19 protein-coding genes are annotated in these 24299 nt (G+C 27.6%); 16 read left to right on the top strand and 3 right to left on the bottom strand.

Annotated elements, in window-relative coordinates:
- Positions 1–1062 precede the first annotated feature (1062 nt).
- The 8 genes from ACTG45_RS11350 to ACTG45_RS11315 all read left to right on the top strand — a co-directional run bounded on the left by ACTG45_RS11350 (position 1063) and on the right by ACTG45_RS11315 (position 11601).
- Positions 1063–2421, top strand: a complete 1359-nt coding sequence (locus ACTG45_RS11350) for a uracil-xanthine permease family protein (RefSeq protein WP_479919001.1) — start codon at positions 1063–1065, stop codon at positions 2419–2421.
- 108 nt (positions 2422–2529) lie between these two features.
- Positions 2530–3318, top strand: coding sequence for an FAD binding domain-containing protein (locus tag ACTG45_RS11345; RefSeq protein WP_479919000.1), 789 nt, complete (start codon positions 2530–2532; stop codon positions 3316–3318).
- Positions 3318–5624 (top strand): xanthine dehydrogenase family protein molybdopterin-binding subunit, encoded by a 2307-nt coding sequence (locus ACTG45_RS11340; protein WP_479918999.1) that lies wholly within the window; start codon positions 3318–3320, stop codon positions 5622–5624. The genes ACTG45_RS11345 and ACTG45_RS11340 overlap by 1 nt, the downstream gene beginning before the upstream one ends.
- A 138-nt stretch (positions 5625–5762) precedes the next feature.
- A complete protein-coding gene (locus tag ACTG45_RS11335) occupies positions 5763–7040 on the top strand; it encodes an RNA-guided endonuclease InsQ/TnpB family protein (protein ID WP_479918998.1) in 1278 nt (425 codons plus the stop codon).
- 180 nt (positions 7041–7220) lie between these two features.
- Positions 7221–7943: a selenium cofactor biosynthesis protein YqeC gene (yqeC, locus tag ACTG45_RS11330; RefSeq protein ID WP_021384914.1), complete on the top strand. Its 723-nt coding sequence runs from the start codon at positions 7221–7223 to the stop codon at positions 7941–7943.
- A 109-nt stretch (positions 7944–8052) separates the two neighbouring features.
- The gene (gene mocA, locus ACTG45_RS11325; protein ID WP_021384916.1) at positions 8053–8622 is read left to right on the top strand and encodes a molybdenum cofactor cytidylyltransferase; all 570 of its coding nucleotides are present in this window, start codon (positions 8053–8055) and stop codon (positions 8620–8622) included.
- On the top strand, positions 8619–9638 hold the full coding sequence (locus tag ACTG45_RS11320; RefSeq protein WP_021384915.1) for a molybdopterin-binding protein: 1020 nt from the start codon (positions 8619–8621) through the stop codon (positions 9636–9638). Before mocA ends, ACTG45_RS11320 begins: the two co-directional genes overlap by 4 nt.
- A gap of 337 nt (positions 9639–9975) precedes the next feature.
- Positions 9976–11601, top strand: a complete 1626-nt coding sequence (locus ACTG45_RS11315; protein ID WP_479918997.1) for an ABC-F family ATP-binding cassette domain-containing protein — start codon at positions 9976–9978, stop codon at positions 11599–11601.
- 409 nt (positions 11602–12010) lie between these two features.
- On the opposite strand, the gene ACTG45_RS11310 is transcribed toward ACTG45_RS11315, so the two are convergent.
- Entirely contained in the window at positions 12011–13123 is a 1113-nt protein-coding gene (locus ACTG45_RS11310; RefSeq protein ID WP_479916880.1) for a tyrosine-type recombinase/integrase, read from the bottom strand.
- Between the two features lie 344 nt (positions 13124–13467).
- On the opposite strand from ACTG45_RS11310, the gene ACTG45_RS11305 reads away from it, so the two are divergent.
- The gene (locus ACTG45_RS11305; protein WP_021384899.1) at positions 13468–13845 is read left to right on the top strand and encodes a BlaI/MecI/CopY family transcriptional regulator; all 378 of its coding nucleotides are present in this window, start codon (positions 13468–13470) and stop codon (positions 13843–13845) included.
- A 587-nt stretch (positions 13846–14432) separates the two neighbouring features.
- Here ACTG45_RS11305 and ACTG45_RS11300 read toward each other — a convergent pair.
- Complete coding sequence (locus ACTG45_RS11300; protein ID WP_021384896.1) at positions 14433–14696, bottom strand: hypothetical protein; 264 nt, start codon at positions 14694–14696, stop codon at positions 14433–14435.
- A gap of 317 nt (positions 14697–15013) precedes the next feature.
- Here ACTG45_RS11300 and ACTG45_RS11295 point away from each other — a divergent pair, with 317 nt between their 5' ends.
- The 4 genes from ACTG45_RS11295 (at position 15014) to ACTG45_RS11280 (ending at position 18710) form a co-directional block, all read left to right on the top strand.
- Positions 15014–15589: an RlpA-like double-psi beta-barrel domain-containing protein gene (locus ACTG45_RS11295; RefSeq protein WP_021384908.1), complete on the top strand. Its 576-nt coding sequence runs from the start codon at positions 15014–15016 to the stop codon at positions 15587–15589.
- 99 nt (positions 15590–15688) lie between these two features.
- On the top strand, positions 15689–16687 hold the full coding sequence (locus ACTG45_RS11290) for a DUF4003 domain-containing protein (protein WP_021384903.1): 999 nt from the start codon (positions 15689–15691) through the stop codon (positions 16685–16687).
- A gap of 458 nt (positions 16688–17145) precedes the next feature.
- Complete coding sequence (locus ACTG45_RS11285; RefSeq protein ID WP_479916879.1) at positions 17146–17784, top strand: lactate utilization protein; 639 nt, start codon at positions 17146–17148, stop codon at positions 17782–17784.
- 26 nt (positions 17785–17810) lie between these two features.
- On the top strand, positions 17811–18710 hold the full coding sequence (locus ACTG45_RS11280; RefSeq protein WP_021384909.1) for a YegS/Rv2252/BmrU family lipid kinase: 900 nt from the start codon (positions 17811–17813) through the stop codon (positions 18708–18710).
- A gap of 105 nt (positions 18711–18815) precedes the next feature.
- Here ACTG45_RS11280 and ACTG45_RS11275 read toward each other — a convergent pair whose 3' ends face one another.
- On the bottom strand, positions 18816–20480 hold the full coding sequence (locus tag ACTG45_RS11275) for a glutamine--tRNA ligase/YqeY domain fusion protein (RefSeq protein ID WP_479918996.1): 1665 nt from the start codon (positions 20478–20480) through the stop codon (positions 18816–18818).
- Positions 20481–20772: 292 nt separating this feature from the next.
- Here ACTG45_RS11275 and ACTG45_RS11270 point away from each other — a divergent pair, with 292 nt between their 5' ends.
- From ACTG45_RS11270 to ACTG45_RS11260, 3 genes are all read left to right on the top strand, one after another.
- Positions 20773–21486, top strand: a complete 714-nt coding sequence (locus tag ACTG45_RS11270; protein ID WP_021384893.1) for a hypothetical protein — start codon at positions 20773–20775, stop codon at positions 21484–21486.
- A gap of 160 nt (positions 21487–21646) precedes the next feature.
- Positions 21647–22210, top strand: coding sequence for a hypothetical protein (locus ACTG45_RS11265; protein WP_479918995.1), 564 nt, complete (start codon positions 21647–21649; stop codon positions 22208–22210).
- 307 nt (positions 22211–22517) lie between these two features.
- Positions 22518–24218: a hypothetical protein gene (locus ACTG45_RS11260; RefSeq protein WP_479916878.1), complete on the top strand. Its 1701-nt coding sequence runs from the start codon at positions 22518–22520 to the stop codon at positions 24216–24218.
- Positions 24219–24299: the final 81 nt, after the last annotated feature.

The following is a 24299-nucleotide window of genomic DNA, read 5'->3' as shown; positions in this document are numbered from 1 at the left end:
AAATTGCTCTATAAAAGTTATAAATAGTAATGTAAATAAAGTTCTTATTACACAAATAATATTACTATTTTAATTATAGATATCAATATATATCTATAAATAGATAGAAACTTGTATGTTTTATGTTGCAGATACAAATATAGTAAAGGAGAGTACATTGATACAACTGAGATACATAGCTTATTAAGTTTTTCTGTCTTATGAGAATTATATTATAAAATATTCATAAATATTTTGAGTTTAAATTAAAAATTATTTTATGCTTAAATTAATTATTATTTAATTAATTTAATAACAAAAACAGTGAAAGAGTAAATAATATTATTTACAGGGGGTAAAGCAGAGTATATTAATGAATTGTACTTTTAGCCCCGTACATAGAGAAATCTATGTAGGACACAACTTTAAAACCAGTAAATCCTAAAGCCTTACAACTACAATAAAAGATAGAAAGAAACTTTTATGAATGTGGTGAAAACCAGAAACAATAGTAAGGATGGTATATGGTGAGAGCCTAAGTACTTAATAATGGACATTTGGTCGCCAAGCCTAGAAATAGGAAGGTCAAACGACTATCTCGAAAGAGAGTACACTATAAGCTATTGATAGTGGAAACGGGTTGCTCTTAGCAGGTAATGCTGAAGATGAAGAAATAGTCTACGCTCATATGAAAGTATGAGGTCACTGGATTTAAAGTGGCATCTATAAAGTAGCGTTTATAGGTAAATGTTTAAAACTTACAAAATATAAATACTTATGAAAACTTATAACTTATAACGATTAAGATTGAAAGATTTAACTTGGATTAAATATATTGTAAAAAATTAAAAATTCATAGCTATAATATTCTTATGTTTGTAAGCTACTGTATAATAACATATACAAAATGATAGAATAAGTTTATTTGTTAATAATTAAATTTATTGTACATATTCTTTAAGTTTAAGAACTTAAATGTATAAGGGAGTATAAGCAAAATTTATAAACATCATTCAATTTAATATATTAGATTTTTAAGTATTTATATAATTCAATAAGTTTTATGTAACGGGAGTTTTTATTATGAAAGCAAAAAGTACATCAAAATTTGAATTAGACGGAATACCACCACTAAAGGAAGCCGTACCTTTAGGGTTACAACACTTAATGGCAATGGTAATAGGAAGCTGTTTACCAGCTATATTGATTGCAAATGCAGCTGGGCTTAATCATAAAATGTCAACACTGTTGATTCAAGCAGCATTAATTTTTGCAGGTATATCAACTTTATTACAGTTATATCCAATACCTCTATTTAAAGGGTTTAAATTGGGAGGAGGAATACCAGTTATAATGGGAGCTACAGCAATGTTTATAGGTGCTGGAGTCTCTGTTGCAGGGAAGTATGGATTGCCAGTCTTATTTGGTTCTCAAATAATAGCTGGTATAGTAATAATTATAATTGGTTTTGGCCTTAAAAAAATACGATTTATATTTACTCCAGTTGTATCTGGAACAATAGTCGCATGTATGGGTCTTGGACTTTTTCCAATAGCAATAAAAAATTTAGCTGGAGGTATGGGAAATGAAACTTTTGGACAGCCAATTAATTTTATAGTTGGAATCTCTGTATCTCTTATGATATTAGGATTAAACAAGTATGGAAGAGGATTGTTTAAAGATGCATCAATATTAGTTAGCATAGTTTTTGGATACATTTTATCACTAATTTTGGGTATTGTAAATTTTTCTTCAATTCAAGAGTTTACTTTGGTTGCGCTTCCAAAACCACTTATTTTTGGTCTAGATATAAGAATCGAAGTTGTAGTTATGTTTTCAATAATATATTTGGTTGAGATAGCAGATATTATGGGTGCATGTACGCTTTCTGCAGTAGGAGGACTCAATAGACAAGTAACAGATGAAGAACTTTCTTCTGCTGTTTTAGGAAATGGAGTACTATCTACGATAGGCGCATTATTTTCTGCAACTCCAATGGGGATGTTTGGTCAAAATTCTGCAATCGTTTCCAATACAAAGATTGTAAGTAAATTTGTATTAGCTATCGGAGGAATTGGGCTATTTTTAGCAGGAATATCACCGTTGTTAGCTAATCTAATAAGAACCATTCCTCCTTGTGTGGTTGGGGGAGCAACACTCGTTATATTCTCAACTCTTACAACATCTGGTTTAAGACTTGTTAGTATGGATGGGTTCAATCAAGAAAATAGCATGATACTAGGTCTCTCTATGGCTTCTGGTATAGGATTCATGGTGGCTCCTCAAGTTCTTGAAAAATTTCCGAAGTTTATAGAGACATTGCTTGCAGATTCAAGTGTAGTTTCAGGAGCAATGGTAGCTATAATAGTTCAAGCCTTGTATATGATAAAATTTCCTAAAAATAAGAACAATAAAGTTGAAGATAAAAAGGAAAGTTTATAGTGTAAATCGTTAATATATGTGAATCAAACGTATCACATTTATTGATATAAATTGAAAGATATATTTAAAAGTTTTAAATTTTAATGAGTCTGATGATAGGGGGAGAAGATGGTTACTATAAAAGAATATACAGTTCCAGAAAGCTTAGAAGAAGCATATAAAATTCTAACTTCTAAAAAAAATAATGTTGTTTTAGGAGGATGCGGATTTATAAAATTAAGTAATAAGAATATAGGAACAGCAATAGATTTGAAGGCTATAAATCTAAATTATATAAAAGAAGATGAAAAAAATATTTTTATAGGTGCAGACACATCTCTTAGAAGTATAGAAATAGACAAAACTATTAAAAATTACTGTAGTGGAATAGTTTCAAGTGCTGTTTCTAATATAGTAGGAGTTCAATTTAGGCAAGGTGCTAGAATTGGTGCTAGTGTATTTTCAAAGTATGGTTTTTCTGATTTAATACCAGCACTTTTGGTTGTTGGAGCAAAGGTAAGATTATACAAAGAAGGAGTCTTAGAATTAAATGAGTTTTTAGATAATAAGTCAAGTAAAGACATATTAGTTGAGGTAATACTTCCAAAAAGAGATGCAATAGCTGTTTTTGACTCAATAAGAAAGTGTACAGGAGATTTTTCTATACTAAATTCAGCTATGTTAAAAGAAAATAATACTTACAAAATAGTAATTGGAGCAAGACCTCAAAGGGCAAAAATAGCACTTGAAGCAAGTGCCATATTAAGTAAAGAAAAAAATATAGATAAGGCATCTATTATTGCAAGTGAAGAATTAACTTATGGAAGTAATATGAGAGCTAGTAAAGATTATAGAATAGATATGGCAAGTGCACTAGTTAAAAGGATGTATAATGTTATTGAGGGAGGAAGTCGATAATGATTACTAAGGGGATAAGAAAGATAGATAGTACAGCAATTGTTACAGGAAAGCCTCTATATACTGAAGACCTTATAATGCATAAAGACGTTTTGACGTTAAAGTTACTTAGAAGTCCATATGCACATGCTAAAATAAAGAATATAGATACATCAAAAGCTGAAAAAATTCCAGGTGTTGTGGGTATTTATACTTATAAAGATGTGCCACAAGTTAGATATTGTGTCCCAGGTCAAACAGAGCCAGAAGCATCTCCTTATGACAGAGTTTTACTTGAAGATACAGTTAGATTTGTTGGCGATGAGGTAGCTTTAGTAGCAGCCGAAGATGAAAAAACAGCAATTAAAGCTTTAAAGATGATAAAGGTAGATTATGAAATTTTAAAACCTGTATTTAATGCAAGAGAAGCAGAAGGAAATGAGGTTGTTATACATCCAGAAGAAGATATAGTAGAACCGTATCCTTTTGGGTTAGACGCAAAAAATAATATAGTATCTAAAGAGTTTTTTGAATTTGGAGATGTTGAAGCCAAACTTGAAGAAAGTGATTTTGTGGTTGAATCTTCATATAAAACTCAAAGTCAATCACATTGTATGATGGAAACTCATAGGTCTTACTCATATAAAGACATAAATGATAGGATTGTTGTAGTCTCATCATTACAATCACCACACAATGTAAAGAGAATACTTAGAAAAGTGTTGGGTATTCCATCTTCAAAAATAAGAGTAATAAAGCCTAGAATAGGTGGAGGATTTGGAGGAAAGAATATAGCAGCTACAGATATATTTACTGCATTTGTTACTATGAAAACTGGTAGACCAGCAAAGTTTATTTTTACAAGAAGTGAAACTTTTGTCGGTTCTAATAGTAGACATGAAATGTTTTTTGATGTCAGAGTGGGTGCAGATAAAGAAGGCAATTTAAAAGCAATAGAGCTAAAGTCATTAAACAATACAGGTGCTTATGGTGGTAATGGTGTTTCTGTTTCTTCAGAATCTGGGCATAATACATTGCCAATATATAACGATATTGATGCTGTTAGATTTGATGCTAGAACAGTTTATACGAATAGATTACCAGCAGGAGCACTTAGAGGATATGGTGCTACACAGGGAATATTTGCAATAGATAGTGCTATTGATGAATTAGCCAATAAGATTGGAATGGACCCACTTGAATTTAGAATTAAAAACATAATAGATAGATACACTAATGGAAAAGCAGCTGAAGAAGAAATATTAAGTTGTGAGTTAAAACAATGTATAGAAAAAGGTAAGAAATTAATAAATTGGGATGATAAGTATCCATGTAAAGATATAGGAAATAACAAGGTAAGAGCAGTAGGCATGGCAGTTGCAAATCATGGTTCTGGTATACCACGTGTGGATATGGCAACAGTTACTATACGAATGGATGAAGATGGAACATATAAGTTGTTATCTGGTCTTGCTGATTTAGGTCAAGGAGCTGATACAATTCAAGCACAAATTGCTGCTGAAACTTTAAATACTACTGTAGACAGAATATCTGTTTATACAGGTGATTCAGACTTATGTCCATATGATACAGGAGCATTTGCATCTTGTACTACAACAGTTACAGGCAATGCAACAATAAAGACAGCAAATAAATTGAAAGAAATATTACTTTCAGTGGCAGAATCAAAGCTGGGATTTAAAAAAGAAGATTTAGAGCTGGGAAAAGACAGAGTTTTTGTTAAAAATGATAATAGCAAATTTGTATTATTGGAAGAATTAGGTAGAGAATCAGTAGGAGGCATAGGGTTTGCTAGTGATGATGTACCAGTTGTTTTAGAAGCTACAGAGTCTTTTGGTATGTTAAAAAGAATAAAACCATTTATAGCAGGGTTTGCAGAGATAGAACTGGATAAAAATACGGGTGAATATAAGGTAATAAATTTTGCATGTGTCCCTGATTGTGGAACTGTTATAAATCCAACTTTAGCTAGAATACAAGTAGAAGGTGGAGTAATGATGGGTATAGGGTTTGCAATGTATGAGGACCCTATATTTGATAAAGACGGAAGATTATTAACAGATAGTTTTTTACAATACAAAGTTCCTACAAAAAAAGAAGTAGGAAATATATTAGTAGATTTTGCTGACAATTTTGACCCAGGAGGTCCTTATGGTGCTAAATCATTAGGAGAGATAGTAATACACACACCAGCTCCTGCAATAGCAAATGCAATATTCAATGCTACTGGTGTTCGTATGAGAGAGCTACCTATGACATTTGAAAAAGTTTATATGGGAATGAAAAACAATAACAAACCATTATAATATGTAATATAATATATAAAAATATGTAAATTTAAATTATTTTGTAAAATAAAGTAATTAAATAGACATTATATATGGTGTTTTGTAAAAATACCATATATAATGTCTAGTAGAGTATATTCTAAAGGAGGTGAGTTTATGCCAAGTAGAATAAAAAATATACACTATGGAACTCAAAGACAACAATTAAAAAACTTAACTAAAAAAGAATATCAAGCTCTACGAGAGATGTGTTTCTTAGCAAAAAATTTATATAATGTCGGTACATATAATGTTAGACAACACTATTTTAATCAAGGAGAACATCTTAATTATGAAGCCAATTATCACGTATGTAAAGAAAACGAAAATTATAAATTTCTCAATAGTAATATAGCACAACAGATATTGAAAGAAGTTGATAGTTCATTTAGGTCATTTTTTGGATTAATTAAATTGGCTAAAGAAGGAAAGTATGATTTTAGAGGAATAAAATCACCTAAATATCTGAACAAGGAAGGATTTTTTAGCATAATAATAGGTCAAATAAGAATTAAAGAAGATGGTATTCTAAATGTACCTATGTCTCCAGCATTTAAAAAATTATATGGGAAAGTAAGTATAAAAGTTCCTCAAAATATATTAGAGAAAAAGATTAAGGAAATAAGAATAATACCTAAACATAAGGCTAGGTTCTTTGAAATTCAGTATTGTTATGAGATACCGAAATCAGAGGAAGTTTCAAATCAAAAAAATGCACTAGCTATAGACTTAGGTTTAGAAAACTTATGTACATGTGTTACCAATCTAGGTGATAGTTTTATCATAGATGGAAAAAGGCTTAAATCTGTTAATCAGTGGGCAAATAAGCAGAATGATAAAATAGAAGCTTTAAAATTAAAAAAGAACATAACAACAATTACAAGAAGGCAATTTAAGGTATGGAATAAAAGGAATAATCAGGTTAAAGATTATGTAAATAAAACTTGTTTTTATATAATTGATTACTGTGTAAAAAATAATATTGGCAACTTAATTGTAGGATATAATGCTAAGTTAGAAAAAAGTGATAATGTGGAGAGGAAAATATATAGAAATTTTATAAGAATTCCTTTTGGAGAGATAAAAGGGAAGTTAGAATATCTATGCAAAATAAAAAATATTAATTTTATTAGACAAGAAGAAAGTTATACCAGTAAATCTGATTTTTTTGCTGATGATTTTATACCTGATATCAATTTGGATAATGTACAAAAATATGACTTTAAAGGAGAAAGAATAACTCGAGGTCAATATAAATCTAGCATGGGTATGATTATAAATGCAGATGTAAATGCTGGTCTTAATATATTAAAAAAATCACAAATAGCTGATTTATCCAATTTGAAGAATAATCCTCAAATATTAAAACAGCCACAAAGAATAAGAATATCTTAATTATATTTAAAGATAAACTGATAGCGTAAGCTTACAGCTTAGCGGCGAATTGGATCCGCCTTGTTGTTTACAACAGAATCTATTTACTTTAGGGTTTATGGAATTTCAAAAATCACTTTTACTAAAAAGTTTAATTATAAAAATTAAGAGATTAAAAAACTAGTTATAAGAGGTGAAAGTGTGGAATTATCAAATATAATTGGAAAGAATGAAATAATAACTGTAGTTGGAGCAGGAGGAAAAACTTCATTTATAAACTACTTTGCAGATTTTTATAGAGATAAATTAAAAGTTCTCCTTACAACAACAACTAAAATATACGTACCAGATAACTATGAAAATATAATTATGACAATAGATGGAACTGTTATTCCATCTATTTGTCATGGAGTAACAGTATGTGGAAGCTATATAAATAATGAACATAAAATAGTAGGTCTTGATTCATCTATTTTGGACAAAATTGTAGACAAATTTGATTTAGTCTTAATAGAGGGAGATGGTTCAAAGAAAAAAAGACTTAAAGGATGGAATGATAGAGAACCAGTAGTATATCATAAAACTACAAAAACTGTAGGAATATTAGATATTACTTCATTTGGAATGGATATTAATGAAGAAAACATACACAGATTAGACATATTTAAAAAAATAGCAAATATAGATACATATAATACTAGCAGTAATTCTACAGTGAATCTTGAAAATTTAAAAAATATAGTATTAAATCCAAATGGACTATTTAGAAACTATTGTGGGCAAAAAGTATTATTCATTAATAAAGTTGAAAATGAAAAGTATAAAAATTTAGCTATAAGATTAATAAAAAGTATTAAAGAAGATGAAAGTAAAATGGAGATATTTTATGGAAGTATAAAACAAAAGTTTTGTACAAGATATTGAAGTATTAAAATAGTTTATATGATATTATATATATAGATAATATCAATAGCGATATTATAAAAATCATAGAACTATCAATATATTATTATAAATAACAAGGATGATATATATGATAAATGCAGTAATAATGGCATCAGGTTTTGCCAGAAGAATGGGAACAAATAAACTTTTATTAGATTATAAAGGATGTTCTATAATAGAGCATGTATTTAAAGCAGTTAGTAAAATTAATTTTCATCAAGTTGTAGTTGTAAGTCAATATAAAGAGGTATCATTATTATGCAATAAATATAGTTTTAAATATGTGGATAATAAAAATGCGAATATAGGTCAGAGTGAATCCATAAAATTAGGTATTTTAAATAGCTCAAAATGTGATGGCTATATGTTTTTTGTGGGAGACCAGCCATTTATTGACAACATATATATAGATAAAATTATAAATACTTTTAAATTAGATAGAGATTTTATAGTAATTCCAAGAAATAAAGACGTATGTGGAAATCCAGTTATATTCCCATATAGTAAAAAAGAAGAATTATTGGCACTTAAAGAAGATGAAAAGGGTAAAACCGTTTTAAAAAATTCATCAAAAATAAAGTATGTAGAAGTTCCTAAAGAAATATTATTGGACATTGATACAAAAACGGACTATGAAAGAATTGGGGGTAAATTATGAAGTTAATAAAAACTATAGATGCTGTTGGACAAGTTTTATGTCATGACATAACTCAAATAATACCTGGAGAATTTAAAGGAAGAAAGTTTAAAAAAGGTCATGTAGTAAAAGAAGACGATATTCCAGTTTTATTATCTCTTGGTAAAGATAATTTGTATGTATGGGAAAAATCAGAAGGCATGATTCATGAAAATGAAGGTGCGTTGTTTTTAAAAGAATTAACTGCTGGAGAAAATCTAGATTTTAGTGAAATAAAAGAAGGAAAGATAGATTTTATAGCAGCATGTGATGGACTTTTAAAGATAGATGTTGATGCACTTTTTGATTTGAATTGTGTTGGAGAAGTAATGATGGCTACTCTTCATAATAATTTTATAGTAAATAAAGGTCTAAAAGTAGCTGGAACAAGAGTTATACCTCTAGTTATAGATGAGAAAAAATTAGAAGAAGCAAAAAAAGTGGTTGCAAATAGAAAAATAGTAAATGTAGTGCCTTTCAAGCCTAAAAAAGTAGGGATTGTAACTACTGGAAATGAAGTATTCTATAGTCGAATTGTCGATAAATTTGGACCAGTAATAGAAGAAAAAGTAAAGGGTTTTGGTTGTGAAGTTATAGGACAGACTATATGTCCAGATGATAAAGAAATTATAAAAAATGCAATAAAAGAGTTTATAAGTCAGGGAGCAGAACTTATCTGTTGTACTGGTGGGATGAGTGTAGACCCAGATGATGTAACACCAACAGCAATAAAAGAAACTGGAGCTGATTTGGTAACATATGGGTCACCGATATTACCAGGAGCAATGTTTTTACTTGCTTACTATGGAGAAGTTCCAATTATGGGTATCCCAGGTTGTGCAATGTATCATAAAACTACAGTGTTTGATATAGTTCTATCTAGAGTCTTGATTGATGAAAAGCTTGATAAGTATGATATAGCTAGATATGGTCATGGAGGACTTTGTATGAACTGTGATGTATGTACTTACCCTGCATGTAATTTTGCTAAAATATAAAGAGACTATAAAAGAGTATTTACAAATTAAGTACTCTTTTTAAATATGAAACAAAATAAACTAATGATACTTTAAAAAAAGCATCATTAGTTTATAAGTTACAATAAAGTAATTACAGTATATAAAAGAAGGAATAAAGTTGCAATTTGATTTCTTTATAAGTATAATATAATAGATTGTTAATTTTTATGAATTTACAACTTTTACTATACCTTAAATAAATATTTCACTAACTTAGTATAAAAAATATACTGTTTAAGTGATAATAGATAATAAAAGCGTTATCAAAATTTTATGATAAAATAAATTATGAGCAAAAAGAAAGGAAAATATATTAATGTTACAAGTTATAGGTGTTGGACTTAGATTTGGTGATAAGGAATTATTTAAAGATGTTAACTTAAAATTCACTAAAGGTAATTGCTACGGAATAATAGGAGCCAATGGTGCGGGAAAATCTACTTTTTTAAAAATATTATCAGGAGAGATAGAGCCAAATACAGGCAATATATCTATAACTGATAAAGAAAGAATGTCAGTCTTAAAACAGGACCACTTTGAATATGAAGAAGAAACTGTTTTAAATGTTGTTATAAGAGGGCATGAGAGACTTTGGGATATAATGAAAGAGAAAGATGCCTTATATATGAAAGAAGATTTCAATGAAGAAGATGGAATCAAAGCTGCTGAGCTTGAAGGAGAGTTTGCGGAACTTGATGGATGGGATGCAGAAACTAATGCTGAAAAAATACTTATGGGTCTTGGCATAACTAAAGATATGCATTACAAACAAATGAAGGAACTAGTTGGTGGGGAAAAGGTTAAGGTATTGTTAGCACAATCACTTTTTGGTAAGCCTGAGATACTATTAATGGATGAGCCTACCAACCACTTAGATTTTAAATCAATAAACTGGTTGAATAACTTTATAATGGATTTAGAAGAATCTATAGTTATAATAGTATCACATGATAGACATTTCTTAAATCAAATATGTACTAATATAGTTGATGTAGATTTTGGTAAAATACAAATGTATGTTGGAAACTATGATTTCTGGTATGAATCAAGTCAATTGGCTTTACAACTTGCTAAGGACCAAAATAAAAAGACTGAAGAAAAGATAGCTCAATTAAAGGAATTCATAGCTAGATTTAGCTCTAATGCTTCAAAGGCTAAGCAAGCTACATCAAGAAAGAAACAATTGGATAAATTAGAAGTTGAAGATATACAACCATCAAGAAGAAGATATCCATATGTAGGATTTACACCTGCTAGAGAAATTGGTAATGAAGTTTTAGAAGTACACAATTTAACTAAAACTATAGATGGAGTTAAAGTTCTTGACAATGTATCATTTAGATTAGATAGAGATGACAAAGTAGTATTTATGGGTGATGAAATAGCTACTACTGCTCTTTTAAATATAGTTATGGGAGAACTTGAACCAGATAGTGGAGAGTATAAATGGGGAGTAACTACTTCTCAAGATTATCTTCCAAAGAATCATAATAAGTTTTTTGATGGAGTAGAATATTCTTTAGTTGACTGGCTTAGACAATTCTCTGAAGAAAAAAGTGAAAGTTTTATAAGAGGATTTTTAGGTAGAATGTTATTCTCTGGAGAAGAAGCTTTAAAAGAAGCTCAAGTTATATCTGGAGGAGAGAAGGTTAGATGTATGCTTAGTAAGCTAATGCTTTCAAATGCAAACGTACTTGTGTTAGATGACCCTACTAACCACTTAGACTTAGAAAGTATAACTTCTGTTAATAAAGGACTTGAGAAGTTCCCTGGAGTGCTTTTATTTACTTCTCATGACCATGAGTTTATATCTACTATAGCAAATAGAATTATAGAGATAACTCCAAATGGAATAATGGATAGAAAGATGGACTTTGATGAGTATTTAGAAAGTAAAGATATACAAGACCAATTAGCTAAAATGTATGGAAAAAGTAAATAATCATTAATTTAAAAATTGTTTTTAAAATATAATTATTAATATAAAAACCTTTTAATGTTTGTGTACATGCTATGTAAGAGTGTGTAAGTTTTTAATCAAATATTAGAAGGTTTTTTATTTTATTAAAATATTCGATTTTAGAATGGATAGGTGATATGACTTGAATACAATAATATGTAAAGTAATGAAAATATATGCAAGATAAGTATGATGTTGTAAATTGAAATATAAACTTCTATAGAAAAATATCATAACTAATTGCAATAAAGCAAAACAAAAAGGATTATTTAAGTGCTTGTCAGTTAGAGATAGATACATTTAATATTATAGAAAGAAGATAATAAAACTAGTGCTAGTTTATCAATTAATATTTAATGTATTTATCTCAATAGACCAAGCTAATTTTATATTAATTAGCATTAAATAAACTTTCAGAAATTCTGTCAGAAGCTTCTTTATCCATCTCCTTAAGAACATGGGAATAAACACTTAAAGTAGTATTTATATTTGAATGTCCAACCCTTTCAGATATGACTTTTATAGGTACCTTAGAATTTATAAGTAAAGTAACATGTGAATGTCTTAAATCATGAAATCTAATATGAGGTAAATCATTCTTTTCTAAAAATCTTTTAAATCTTTTACTCATAACATCTTCAGCAATAGGTTCACAGTTCTTATTAAAAAATAACAAATTTTTACTATTTCTAATAGAAGATTTTAACAAATTTTTATTTTGCTTTATTTTGTGTTCTTTTAACAAAAAAATCAATTCTTTTGGAGCAGATATTTTTCTAACAGAGTTTTCTGTCTTTGGCTCTTTAAGAATTACAGAACCATTAATTCGAGATGTTATCTTGTTTACTGTTATTGTATTTTCTTCAAAATCAATATTATCCCAAGTCAGACCTAAAACTTCTGAAATTCTAAGACCTAATCCAATTGCTAAATTAATAGGTAATTCCATGTTTGTATCTTTTGCTAAATCTAATAATTTTATCATCTGCTCTCTATCATAAATTTCATTTTTAAATTTTTTATATCTTGGAGTCTCTATATTATCCATAATATTTTCTTTTATTAATTTGAGTCTATAAGCTCTTCTCATTGCAAGTTTCAATATATTTATATGAATCTTAATTGACTGAGGATTTAATTTATAAGATAGATTATCTATGTAATTTTGTATGTGAATAGGATGTAAGTCTTGTATTTTATATTTACCAATAGATGGATTAATATAATTCTTACAAATACCAACATAATTATTGTATGTAGCTAATGAAATATTTTCATTGTATTTATTTAGAAAATCTAACAGAAATTCTGAAACTGTAATTTCATTTGGAACTAAGAATCCATCTTTATATAAGCTTTCTTTTACCTCACTTAGCCTTTTGCTTGCTTCTCTTTTTTTATCAAAGATACCCATATTTTTTTGTTTCCTTTTGCCAGTGTTTTCATCTGTAAATTCAAGGTAAACAACATAGTTCTTATTTCTTTTTCTAATAAATGCATTCATATATAACCCACCAATCAAAATTTTATACATTTATTATAACATATATACAAACTCAAAAATAGTTTTTGAAATAAAGTTACATTTATTTTAAAATACCAGGTATATTTATTATAAAATGTATATATTATGTCAAATATTAGAATTTTAATTTAATAATCTGTTATACTTATAGAGAAAAGATATTATTTTTTATATTAATAGATTATATGTTTGATTTATACTAAAAATATAAATTTTTTATATTAATAAAATTGGATTAAATATTTTAAATAAAACCTTTGACTCCAAAAGTCTATTAATATAGTATTTAATTATAGATAAGTTTGAGAGGAGTGTAAAATCATATGACTATTACTAAGATACCACCAGCAGAATTAAAAGTCATGAAATTTATTTGGGGTTCAGATTTTACAGTAACATCAAAAGATGTCATTGAAGCCATGGAAAAACTATATGATTGGAAACAGACTACAACATTAACACTTTTATCAAGATTAGTAAATAAGCAATTCTTAAGTGCAAGAAAAATTGATAGACATACACATTATACAGTTCTTATTGGGGAAGAAGAGTATTTGCATTTTGAAACAAAAACTTTTCTAGATAATATGCATGGTAGTTCTATTGAGAGTTTTATGAAATCATTGTTCAAGAAGGGGGTAAATGAGGACGAATTAAATTCTGTTGAAAATTGGGTTAAAAATATTAAGAAAGATGAATAATTTAATGTAGTTAATTATAATAATTTGGGGTATATATTTTTATTAAAAATAAGATTACATAGTTTTGAGTAAATTACATATTTTACATATTTAAATATATAAAATATGTAGGTATATAATATCATGCTAGAATTCATATATTTTGTCTTCTTCTAATGTGAAATTAATTGTCAAAAAATAAATATTTTTTATAATAGTTAGTTAAATGAATACTATATTAAAGTATAATGTAAAAATTATAATTTTTTAGAAGTATTTTTATTTTGTTATTGTGATGTTAATCTAATAAGTTTGGTGTAAAATCAAACCTATTAAAATTTAATTTTATATTAGGTTTATAGTTAATATCAACACAACGTAATACTAAGGACTACTTTACAAGTCAGAAATTTTGTCAATTAATCACGTAAATTAATTGTTTTAGATATGTAAAAGGTATAATTTTATTTTTATTACTTATAGAGCTTAAAGTATATAGTGGGTTATATTAAATATATTTGTATTTATAAATTTGAGATAAATATTTAGATGTATATTAATAATTGTTAAAATAAAAAGTTCCTAGTTTTAGGAACTTTTTTATCTGCTTAATACAAAGTATGAGTTTTTGCTTCAGCAATAGCTCTTGCTGCACTTTTATGTTTTTCAGTATTTTCTTTTTTGTAGAATTTAATCACTTCATCTAAATCTTTATTTTCAATGTTATCTTTCTTATTTTCAAGAATATAATTTACAATTGATTCATTTATCAAATCTGTCAAAATCTTATTTTCATCATTAGTTATCTTAGACATTTCTTGTAATAGAATTTCATTAACTTCTACTGTAATTTGTTTTGTATTTTTTATCATATTATTCACCTCTTGAAAAAATTATATCATCTCAAAAAAATAAAATCAATATGTTTTAAAATTATAGAATTTTAATTCTTAAATTCTAAAAAATAGAATGATTAAATAAAAACAATTTTATATATTAAAAGATTAACAAAACATATTTAGACAAAAAAGCTCTCTTCTATATAGTTCTAAGATAGAGGATTTATAAGGGGTTAAGGTGAATTAAATATAAGACAACTTCTTAAAGCGAATGGGTGTGGTATTTAAATCTAAATGTAGACATATAATATTAAATATGCTAATATATCAAAATAATAAGGGGGGAATTTATGAAGCTTAAGGAAGCATTGATTACATGTGTTGTATGTAGTGTATGTTTAACTCCATTATTGGTAAATGGAGAAACAAAAATAGATGCAGATCATTGTAAAGAATCTATAGTAAATATAGATACTATAGTAAAGTCTGGTAAAAGCTTTAATTCCAAATATAATCAAGGTATGAAAGACTATAAAAATAGTGATGAGTATAAGTTAAAATTACAAAAGAAGAAGCTACAAAATCAGTTAGGAATTAAAATAAAAAAGTTAGTACCCATAACTTTTGAAGTAAGTTATTATACAAGTCTTAACCAAGAAAATGGATATGGAGCTATAACGGCTACAGGAGATGATTTAGAAGATGGTTTTGTGGCAAACAATCACTTGAGTTTTGGAACTAAGATTATTGTAGATGGAAAATTAAAAACGGTTATGGATAGGGGGTCTAGTAAGTATTTTAGTAATTCTAATGCAATAGATGTATTTGTGCCCAAATGGAGTAATGAAAGTGAATCAGAGTACTATGATAGAGTTAACAATATGGGAAGGCATTATAAAAAAGGTTACATTATTGTTGAAGAATGATGCTTCTTAAAGTAATATGTGTTGATTGTAACGTTTAATATATATATAATGAATATAAAACTATTAAAATACAATGAGATATATTATTAGGAGGGCAATATGGAAGAATCTTTTATAAATGGAAAAGTAAATTTATTAGTAGAAAATTACAAGGCGTTAAATGAAGTTAAAGGTTCTTGGCAAATGGGACTAATCCAACATAGCTGTGCACTTGCATTTACCCTTAAGAACAAGAGAATAAGCCCTAGATTAGTTGAAGAGCGAATAGAGCTTATTAAAAAAAATACTGGAGTATTCTCTAATTTTAGAGGATATAATATATTTTATATGGCAACCCTACTTTCGTTTGAATCAAATCCAGAAAGTAGTTTTAAGATGATTTTGGAAATATATAAAGAACTTAAAAATGAAAAATTTTGGGGAGATACATATTTACCACTTACAGCATCAATAGTCTATGAGAATAGAGAAAAAATGGATTATATTACATGTATATCAAAAATGAAAACAATATATGAGTATATGAGGAAAAAGCATCCATTTTTAACATCTAGTGATGACTATTGTAATATAGCACTTATTGCAATTCATTCAAAAAATTTAGAAGAAGATTTAGAATATATAGAAAAATGTTACGAGTTTTTAAATAAAAATGGTTTTTATAAAGGAAATGACTTACAATCATTATCCCAAATTCTTTTGTTTAGTGATGATAGAACTATGGTTAAATGTAAAAAAACTATTGAGCTTAAAAAAGCATTTAAAGAAAGTGATTGTAAAATGAACTATTATGGATATCCAATAATAGGTGCAATTTCATTATTAGATTATAGAGAAGATGAAATAATAGAGAAGATAAAAAATGTTTCAAATAAACTTAAAGAAGAAAAAGGTTTTGGAAATTGGTCTTTAGGAAAAAGTAATAGAGTGATGATTAGTTCAGCTATAGTAGCTTCTATTTATGCAGATTCTATCCAAAATGAGAACAATATAGACTCTATAACGAATAATATATTTTTAAATATTGTTGTTGCTATACAAATTGCATGTGTAATGGCAGCGACTAGTGCAGCTATAGCATCTTCTTCATCAAATTAATAAAATATTATTTAAGTTGGATATAGTAAATTTAATAATGCAATTTATATGTTTAAAAAAGAATTAATATTACTTTTAAACTAACAGTGATATTTGATAATATGAAACATATAATTAATATATAGATTTTAATAAATACATAATACTACATACAATATAGGGAAAGTAGAAGAAATACATCTGCTTTCCTTTTTTGATTAAAAAATAGCTACGTACACTCGTGACTTTAGTCATGAGTTAGTAGCTAAAATAGTCAGCATATAGGGAAACTTATATGTAGAGATAGGATATAACCTATCCAATACTACTTGAATTAAAAAATAGTATTATGGATAAATTTATGAAAAACTTATTTAAGTTTTATATTGTATTTTTTTTTAGATGTACTAAAATAAACTTATAAAGAAAATAAAGTTTATGACCAATTAGTACATATTACAAATAAGGGGGAAGTTAAGATGGATCAAAATCTAAATTGGCTTAATGAAAAAAGAATAGAAAAAACAATAAAATCTCTAGAAAACAATAATATGAAAGGGTATTTGGTAAATAATAAGGAAGAGCTTCTTAAAAAAATTGAAGAAATAGTAAAAGTGGGTTCTCTAGTAGGATGTGGAGGCTCTATGACTTTATTTGAAACAGGAGTAATTGATTTTATAAGAGAAAAGTACGATTTTCTTGATAGATATGCAAAAGACATTAAACCAGAAGAAATGAAGGAAATCTATAGAAAATCTTTTTCGGCTGATGCTTATTTTACAAGTACCAATGCAATAACAGAAAATGGAGAACTTTACAATCTAGATGGAAATGGAAATAGAGTAGCTGCCATGATATATGGACCTGACAAAGTGATAGTTATAGCAGGAGTAAACAAAATAGTTAAAGATATAGATGAAGCTATAAAAAGAACAAAAACAATAGCTGCTCCAGCTAATTGTAAAAGATTAAATACAAATACTGGATGTAAGACTACGGGCATATGTATAGACTGTTCAAGCCCTGGAAGAATATGTTGTAGTTACACACTTATAAAAAGACAATTAACACCAGAAAGAATAAATGTAATTTTCCTAAACGAAGATTTTGGATACTAAAAGAATAAAATAAGTAAGGAGAAATAATGAAAAAAGTAAAACTTATATACAATCCTAATTCAGGTGAAAAAAAGATATTATCAAATTTGGACACGATTATAGAATTATATCAGGAACGAAATTATTTATTGATACCCTATAGATTGAATATTAAAGAACCGGTAAAGAATGCATTTAAGGAAGTGGATAGTTCTTATGACCACGTACTTATAGCAGGTGGTGATGGTACCATAGATTTAGTGGTAAATGCAATGAAAGAATTAGACATAAGAATTCCAGTTGGAATTTTGCCTACAGGAACTGCAAATGATTTTTCAAATGCTCTTCAAATTTCATTTGATATAAAAGAAGCTATAAAGAAAATCATAAATTCAAAACCGAAGAAAATAGACATAGGGAAAGTTAATAATAAGTACTTTATAAATGTGGCAAGTGCTGGTATGTTTACAGATGTATCACAAAGGATAAACACAGACTTAAAAAATTCATTTGGAAGAATTTCTTATTATATAAAGGGAATAGAAGAAGCATTGTATATGAGGAAGTTTAAGATAAAAGTATCTTCTGAAGAAATGTATTATGATGGAGATATGTATCTTATGTTGATTTTTAATGGCAAAACAGCAGGAAATATAAATCTAGCATACAAAGCTGAGATAGATGATGGTTATTTAGATGTAATTATTTTTAAGGGAATGCCAATTCCAAAATCAATACCAGTTTTGATAAGTGTGCTTAGAGGTGATTACTTAGATCAATATAATGGAAATGAAATACTGTACTTTAAAACTAAAAAAGTATATATAGAATGTGAAGATTCTCTTATAACAGATATTGATGGAGAAAAAGGTCCAGATTTTCCTCTTAGCATAGAATGTATAAAAGATGGAATAGAGGTTATGGGGATTAGTAGTGAAAAACGTTAATGGTTTAAAGTAAATTATAAAAACTCAAATAAAAAATTACTTCTAACTAAGGTTATTTATAGTAGAAGTAATTTTTTATTTAAGTCTTCATTTTTTATTGTAAGATTATTTAGCAGGTTTAAAGGAACTTTTTAGAGGAACTATTCTATTAAACACAAGTTTTTCATCAGTTGTATATTTGTTATCTATACTAAAGAATCCATTTCTAACAAATTGGAATTTATCAAAAGGTTTAGCATTCTTTACTTGTGTAGGCTCAACAAAACCTTGTAGTATTTCTAATGAATTAGGATTTATTTGTTCTAAGAAATGCTTACCTTCATTTTCAGGCACATCATCAAGAATTAATGGTTCAAATAATCTAAATTCACATGGTATAGCTGATTTAGCATCAACCCAATGTATTGTAGATTTTACTTTACGACCTGTAAATCCAGAACCACTCTTAGTTTCAGGGTCATAAGTTCCATGTATTTCAGTGACATTTCCATTTTCATCCTTAACTACATCAGTACATTTTACGAAATAAGCACCTTTTAAACGAACTTCATTTCCTGGGAAAAATCTAAAATATTTCTTAACAGGTTCTTCCATAAAATCATCCTGCTCTATATATAATTCTCTAGAAAAAGGAACTAATCTCTTTCCTTGAGATTCATCTTTAGCATTATTTTCTATTTCAAGCATTTCAATTTTATCTTCTGGGTAATTAGTTATAACTAGCTTTAAAGGTCTCAAAATTCCCATAGCAAGAGGTGCTTTTGGTTGTAGATTTTCTCTTAGGAAATAATCAAGCATTTGGCTATCTACTGTAGAATTAACTTTTGATACCCCTATTTCACTACAGAAATTGCGTAATGCTTCTGCTGTATAGCCTTTACGTCTGATACCAGATATTGTAGGAACACGAGGGTCATCCCAACCATCAACAACACCTTCATCTACAAGTTGTTTTAATTTTCTTTTACTCATAACAGTATTGTTTATATTAAGCCTAGCAAATTCTATCTGTCTAGGTACATTTTCCATTTCACACTCTTTGACAAACCAATCATAAAGAGGTCTTTGGTCTTCAAATTCTAGAGTACATATAGAGTGAGTTATTCCTTCAATTGCATCTTCAATTGGATGAGCAAAAGCATACATAGGATATATGCACCATTTATCTCCTGTATTGTGATGTGTTGAATGAGATATTCTATATATAATTGGATCTCTAAGGTTTATATTTGGAGAAGACATATCTATTTTAGCTCTTAATGTTTTTTCACCATCTTTAAATTCACCATTTTTCATTTTTTCAAATAAATCAAGGTTTTCTTCAATAGTCCTATTTCTATAAGGACTTTCTTTTCCAGGTTCAGTTAAAGTACCACGATATTCTCTCATTTCTTCTTGTGTCAAGTCACATACATAAGCCTTACCTTTTTTTATTAATATTAAAGCTCTTTTGTACATTTCATCAAAGTAGTTAGATGCAAAATTTAACTCGTTCCAATCAAATCCCAACCACTTAACATCTTCTTTTATAGATTCTACATATTCAACATCTTCTTTTAATGGATTTGTATCATCAAATCTTAAATTAGCTTTTCCGTTAAATTCCTTAGCTAATCCAAAATTAAGACATATACTTTTTGCATGACCAATATGTAAATATCCATTTGGCTCAGGTGGAAAACGAGTTATTATACTGTCATGTTTTCCTGTTTCTAGGTCATTTATAATAATATTTTTTATAAAGTTAGATGAGTTCGTTTCATTTGACATATTTTATACCTCCTATTTAATTTGCTTATAATACAGTACACTACACTGTATTGCATAATATTAATTTTAATCCAAGATTAGAAAAAAATAAAGGTGTAATTAAGAGTATTATGCAAAATATTAACTTTTATACTAAATTTATGTTTTTTACAGTTTATTTACAAAAAATGAGATTTGTTGAATTAATCCTCAAAAGACTGTATTATAATATGTATATTGTTAAGAATATTATGTGAAGTTAGTTATCTAAATTTATTTTAAATCTGTTGACAGATTTGTAAAGGAGACGATTATGGGAAAGGTTGCAAAAATTTTATTGAGTTTGCTTGTTATTGCTTTAGTGTTTATAGGTATTGTTGTATACATCTTGACACCAAAAGAGAGATATGATGTTAGTTCACAAAATAATGAAATTATAGATGAAGAATACTTGTCAAAAGGTTCATATATAAATTCCATGGAGGTAGTAAAAAATCCACTTAGAATGGTTGGAAAAGTGTCTGTTTCAGAGGATGAGTTTAGAAATTTAATATATACATTAATGCAAAAGCATGGGATTAAAGAGCTTGAAAATAATTTTGTTGAAATGAAAGATGGAAAAATAAAAGTAGCAGGACCATATAAGGTACTTGGATTAATAAATAGCCAATATGAGCTTGAGTTAAGACCTACTTTAAAAGGAGAAAATCTAATTGTGAGTCTTGAAAATGTGAAACTTGGTAGATTCAAGATAAGTGATAAGATGTTAGAAAAAATATTAAGTAACTATAATAAAAAAGTTCCATTTGAAGTTAATGGAAATAAGATTACTTTAGAAAAAAGTTATCTTTATCCAGTGACTCTTAAAAATATATCTATAAAAAAAGGAAATATTGACTTAGATATGGAAGTAGAAATAGATTTGAAATCACAAATAAATGGGGCATTAGGGTATTTGAAAGATTCTGGAAAGGCTCAAGATATACTAAATCATTTAATTAATTTAAAGAAAACAGCTGTTGGTTAAAAATATAGAAAACTTATATTTATATTTTTATTATATTTTATATAATATTGAAGTACTTTAAAATCAAAATTTGTAAAATAACATTTATTATGTTAGAATATTTTATGATATTAAGTTATAAGTATGTAATATTATTTAGTTACTAGATTGGGGGGAAATGATGAATAAAGTCTATATTGTAACAACATATACAGGAACTTTATTATCTTACTTAATAAGGAATATAAGTAAAAAACTGTATACACATGTGTCAATATCACTAAATGAAAATTTAAAGCCAATGTATTCTTTTGGGAGATTAAATCCAAGAAATCCGTTTATTGGTGGATTTGTTGAAGAAAATATAAATCAAGGATTATATGCTATAAGAAAAAATACTGTGTGTAGAGTATATTCATTAGAAGTAGATAATTTACAATATGAAAGTCTATTTAGAAATATAAAATTAATTAGTGATTATAGAGAAGATTACTATTATGATATAATGGCACTGATATATTTGCCAATGAATATTTATAGACAATCTGAATATAAATATGTATGTTCAAACTTTGTTGCTGATATGTTAGAAAAAAGTGAGATAGACATTTTAAATAAACAAGCATTTGAAGTAACTCCAAATGATTTTTATAATTTATCTGGTCTAACCTTGGAATATGAAGGTTTATTATCAGAATATAATTCTAGACAACATTCTTATGTATCAAAAATTGCAAACATCTAAAAATTTATTTTAGAGTTTATCATATAAAAACTATTGCTAGATAATTAGGCTGAAGATAGTAGTTTAACTTCGAGAGGATTAAGAATTCGTAAATCTTAGTTAAAACACTTTCTTCAGTTTTTAAGTTTCTGTGATTATTTGCATTTTTATAGTATTTTTGGGGTATATAGATTAGATATAATTAAATAAAATAGATATATAAATGTATAAAGATATCTTAACATATAAATAAATATGATAAATATTTATTTTTTGTAAATATATGGATATAATAGTAATAATAACATTTTGTAGAGAGGAGTATTAAATGAAACGATATCTTAAAACATATGGAGTTGCACTAATAATTGTAGTAATTTATGCATTTATTAAATTACCTGTACTTAGATTAGATTTCACATCTTTATTTTCAGTAGGAATAATTTTCTTTGTTGTGGCAGGAATATTGGATATGATGTTGGATAGAAATGAAAGAACATCTAAACTTGCCAAATATAATTTTTCAATAGCAATAGCTTTACTTGTGTATATTGTAGTTGTACCTTTTATAGCCTCTACACCTGTGTTTCATGCAAAGGCATATAAAGAACTATTAGGAAAAGTGACTGAAAGTAAATTTACTGATGATATTAGTCCTGTTAGTGTAAATGACATTCGTCTTGTAGATGAAGATATGGCCATGAAATTGGGTGATAAAAAGCTTGGAGAAGTTCCAGCTATAGGTAGTGTGTCAAAATTAGGAAAATTCCATATACAAAATGTGGATGGAGAGTTGTACTGGGTAGCACCTCTTGTTCATAGAGACATAATTAAATGGGTGACATCTTTAAGTGGTACAAGTGGTTATGTAAAAGTATCCGCAAGTAATCCTCAAGATGTTCAATTAGTTCAAGAAATAGATGGAAAGCCAATAAAGATAGTATACCAACCAGAAGCTTACTTACATCAAGATTTACAAAGACATTTATATATACATGGTATTGTAAATGTCGGTATGACAGATTTTACCCTTGAAATAAATGATGAAGGGAAGCCTTATTGGGTTGTAAGTTTATATGAGCATAAAATTGGTTATGGAGGAGCAAATGCTACAGGAATAGCCACTGTTGACGCAGAAACTGGAAAAATAAATGTTTATAATGTTAAGAATACACCTAAATGGGTAGATAGAATCCAGCCACAAGAATTTATAACAGACCAGATTAAAGACTGGGGTGTTTATGTTAATGGATTTTTAAATTCTGTTATATCAGAAAAAGGAGTATTAGTACCAACAGAAGGAACATCACTAGTTTATGGAAATGATAATAGGTCTTATTGGTATACAGGTATAACATCTTCTGGTGGAGATGAATCTACAATTGGATTTATGTTAGTTGACTCTAGAACAAAAGAAGCTAGATTATATAAACAACCAGGAGCTACTGAGACAGCTGCGATGAAATCAGCTGAGGGTAATGTTCAAGAAAAAAATTATGAAGCAACATTCCCTGTAATGTATAATATATTAGGTCAGCCAACATATGTATCATCATTAAAAGATAAGGCTGGTCTTGTAAAAAGAGTTGCATTTGTATCTGTTGAAGATTATAATGTGCTTGGTATAGGTGAAGATAAAAACGAAGCATTAAGAAACTATAAAGATTCATTAGAGTCTAAGGGAAATGATTTAAAACTTGATAATGACTTAAAAGACGAAGTCATAGAAGGTACAGTAACGAGAATAAGCCCAGATGTACGAGGCGGAAATACTAATTATTATGTAACTTTAGATTCAAATAAAGAAATAATATTCAAGGCCACTTCAAAAGTGTCTAGTGAATTGCCATTGACTCAAGTTGGAGATAAAGTTAAAATATCGTATTCAAAAGAAGCATCTGGTGTAATTGAAATGTCAGAATTTGATAACCTAAATATTGCAAACTTTGAAGACAAAAAAGCAAAAGAGGGAACAGGAACTGACGAAAATACAAACTCTCAAGATTCTGGAAATCAAGAGAATGTATAGTTTAACTTAAAAAGTCTGAAAATAGTATTTAATATGTTAATAGCTAGTTTTTATAAAATTTATTTTTATAAAAACTAGCTA

This window comes from Clostridioides sp. LIBA-7602 (genome assembly GCF_056688945.1).
Note: the sequence above shows the minus strand (reverse complement) of the source record. Positions and strands in the feature narration are given on the sequence as shown.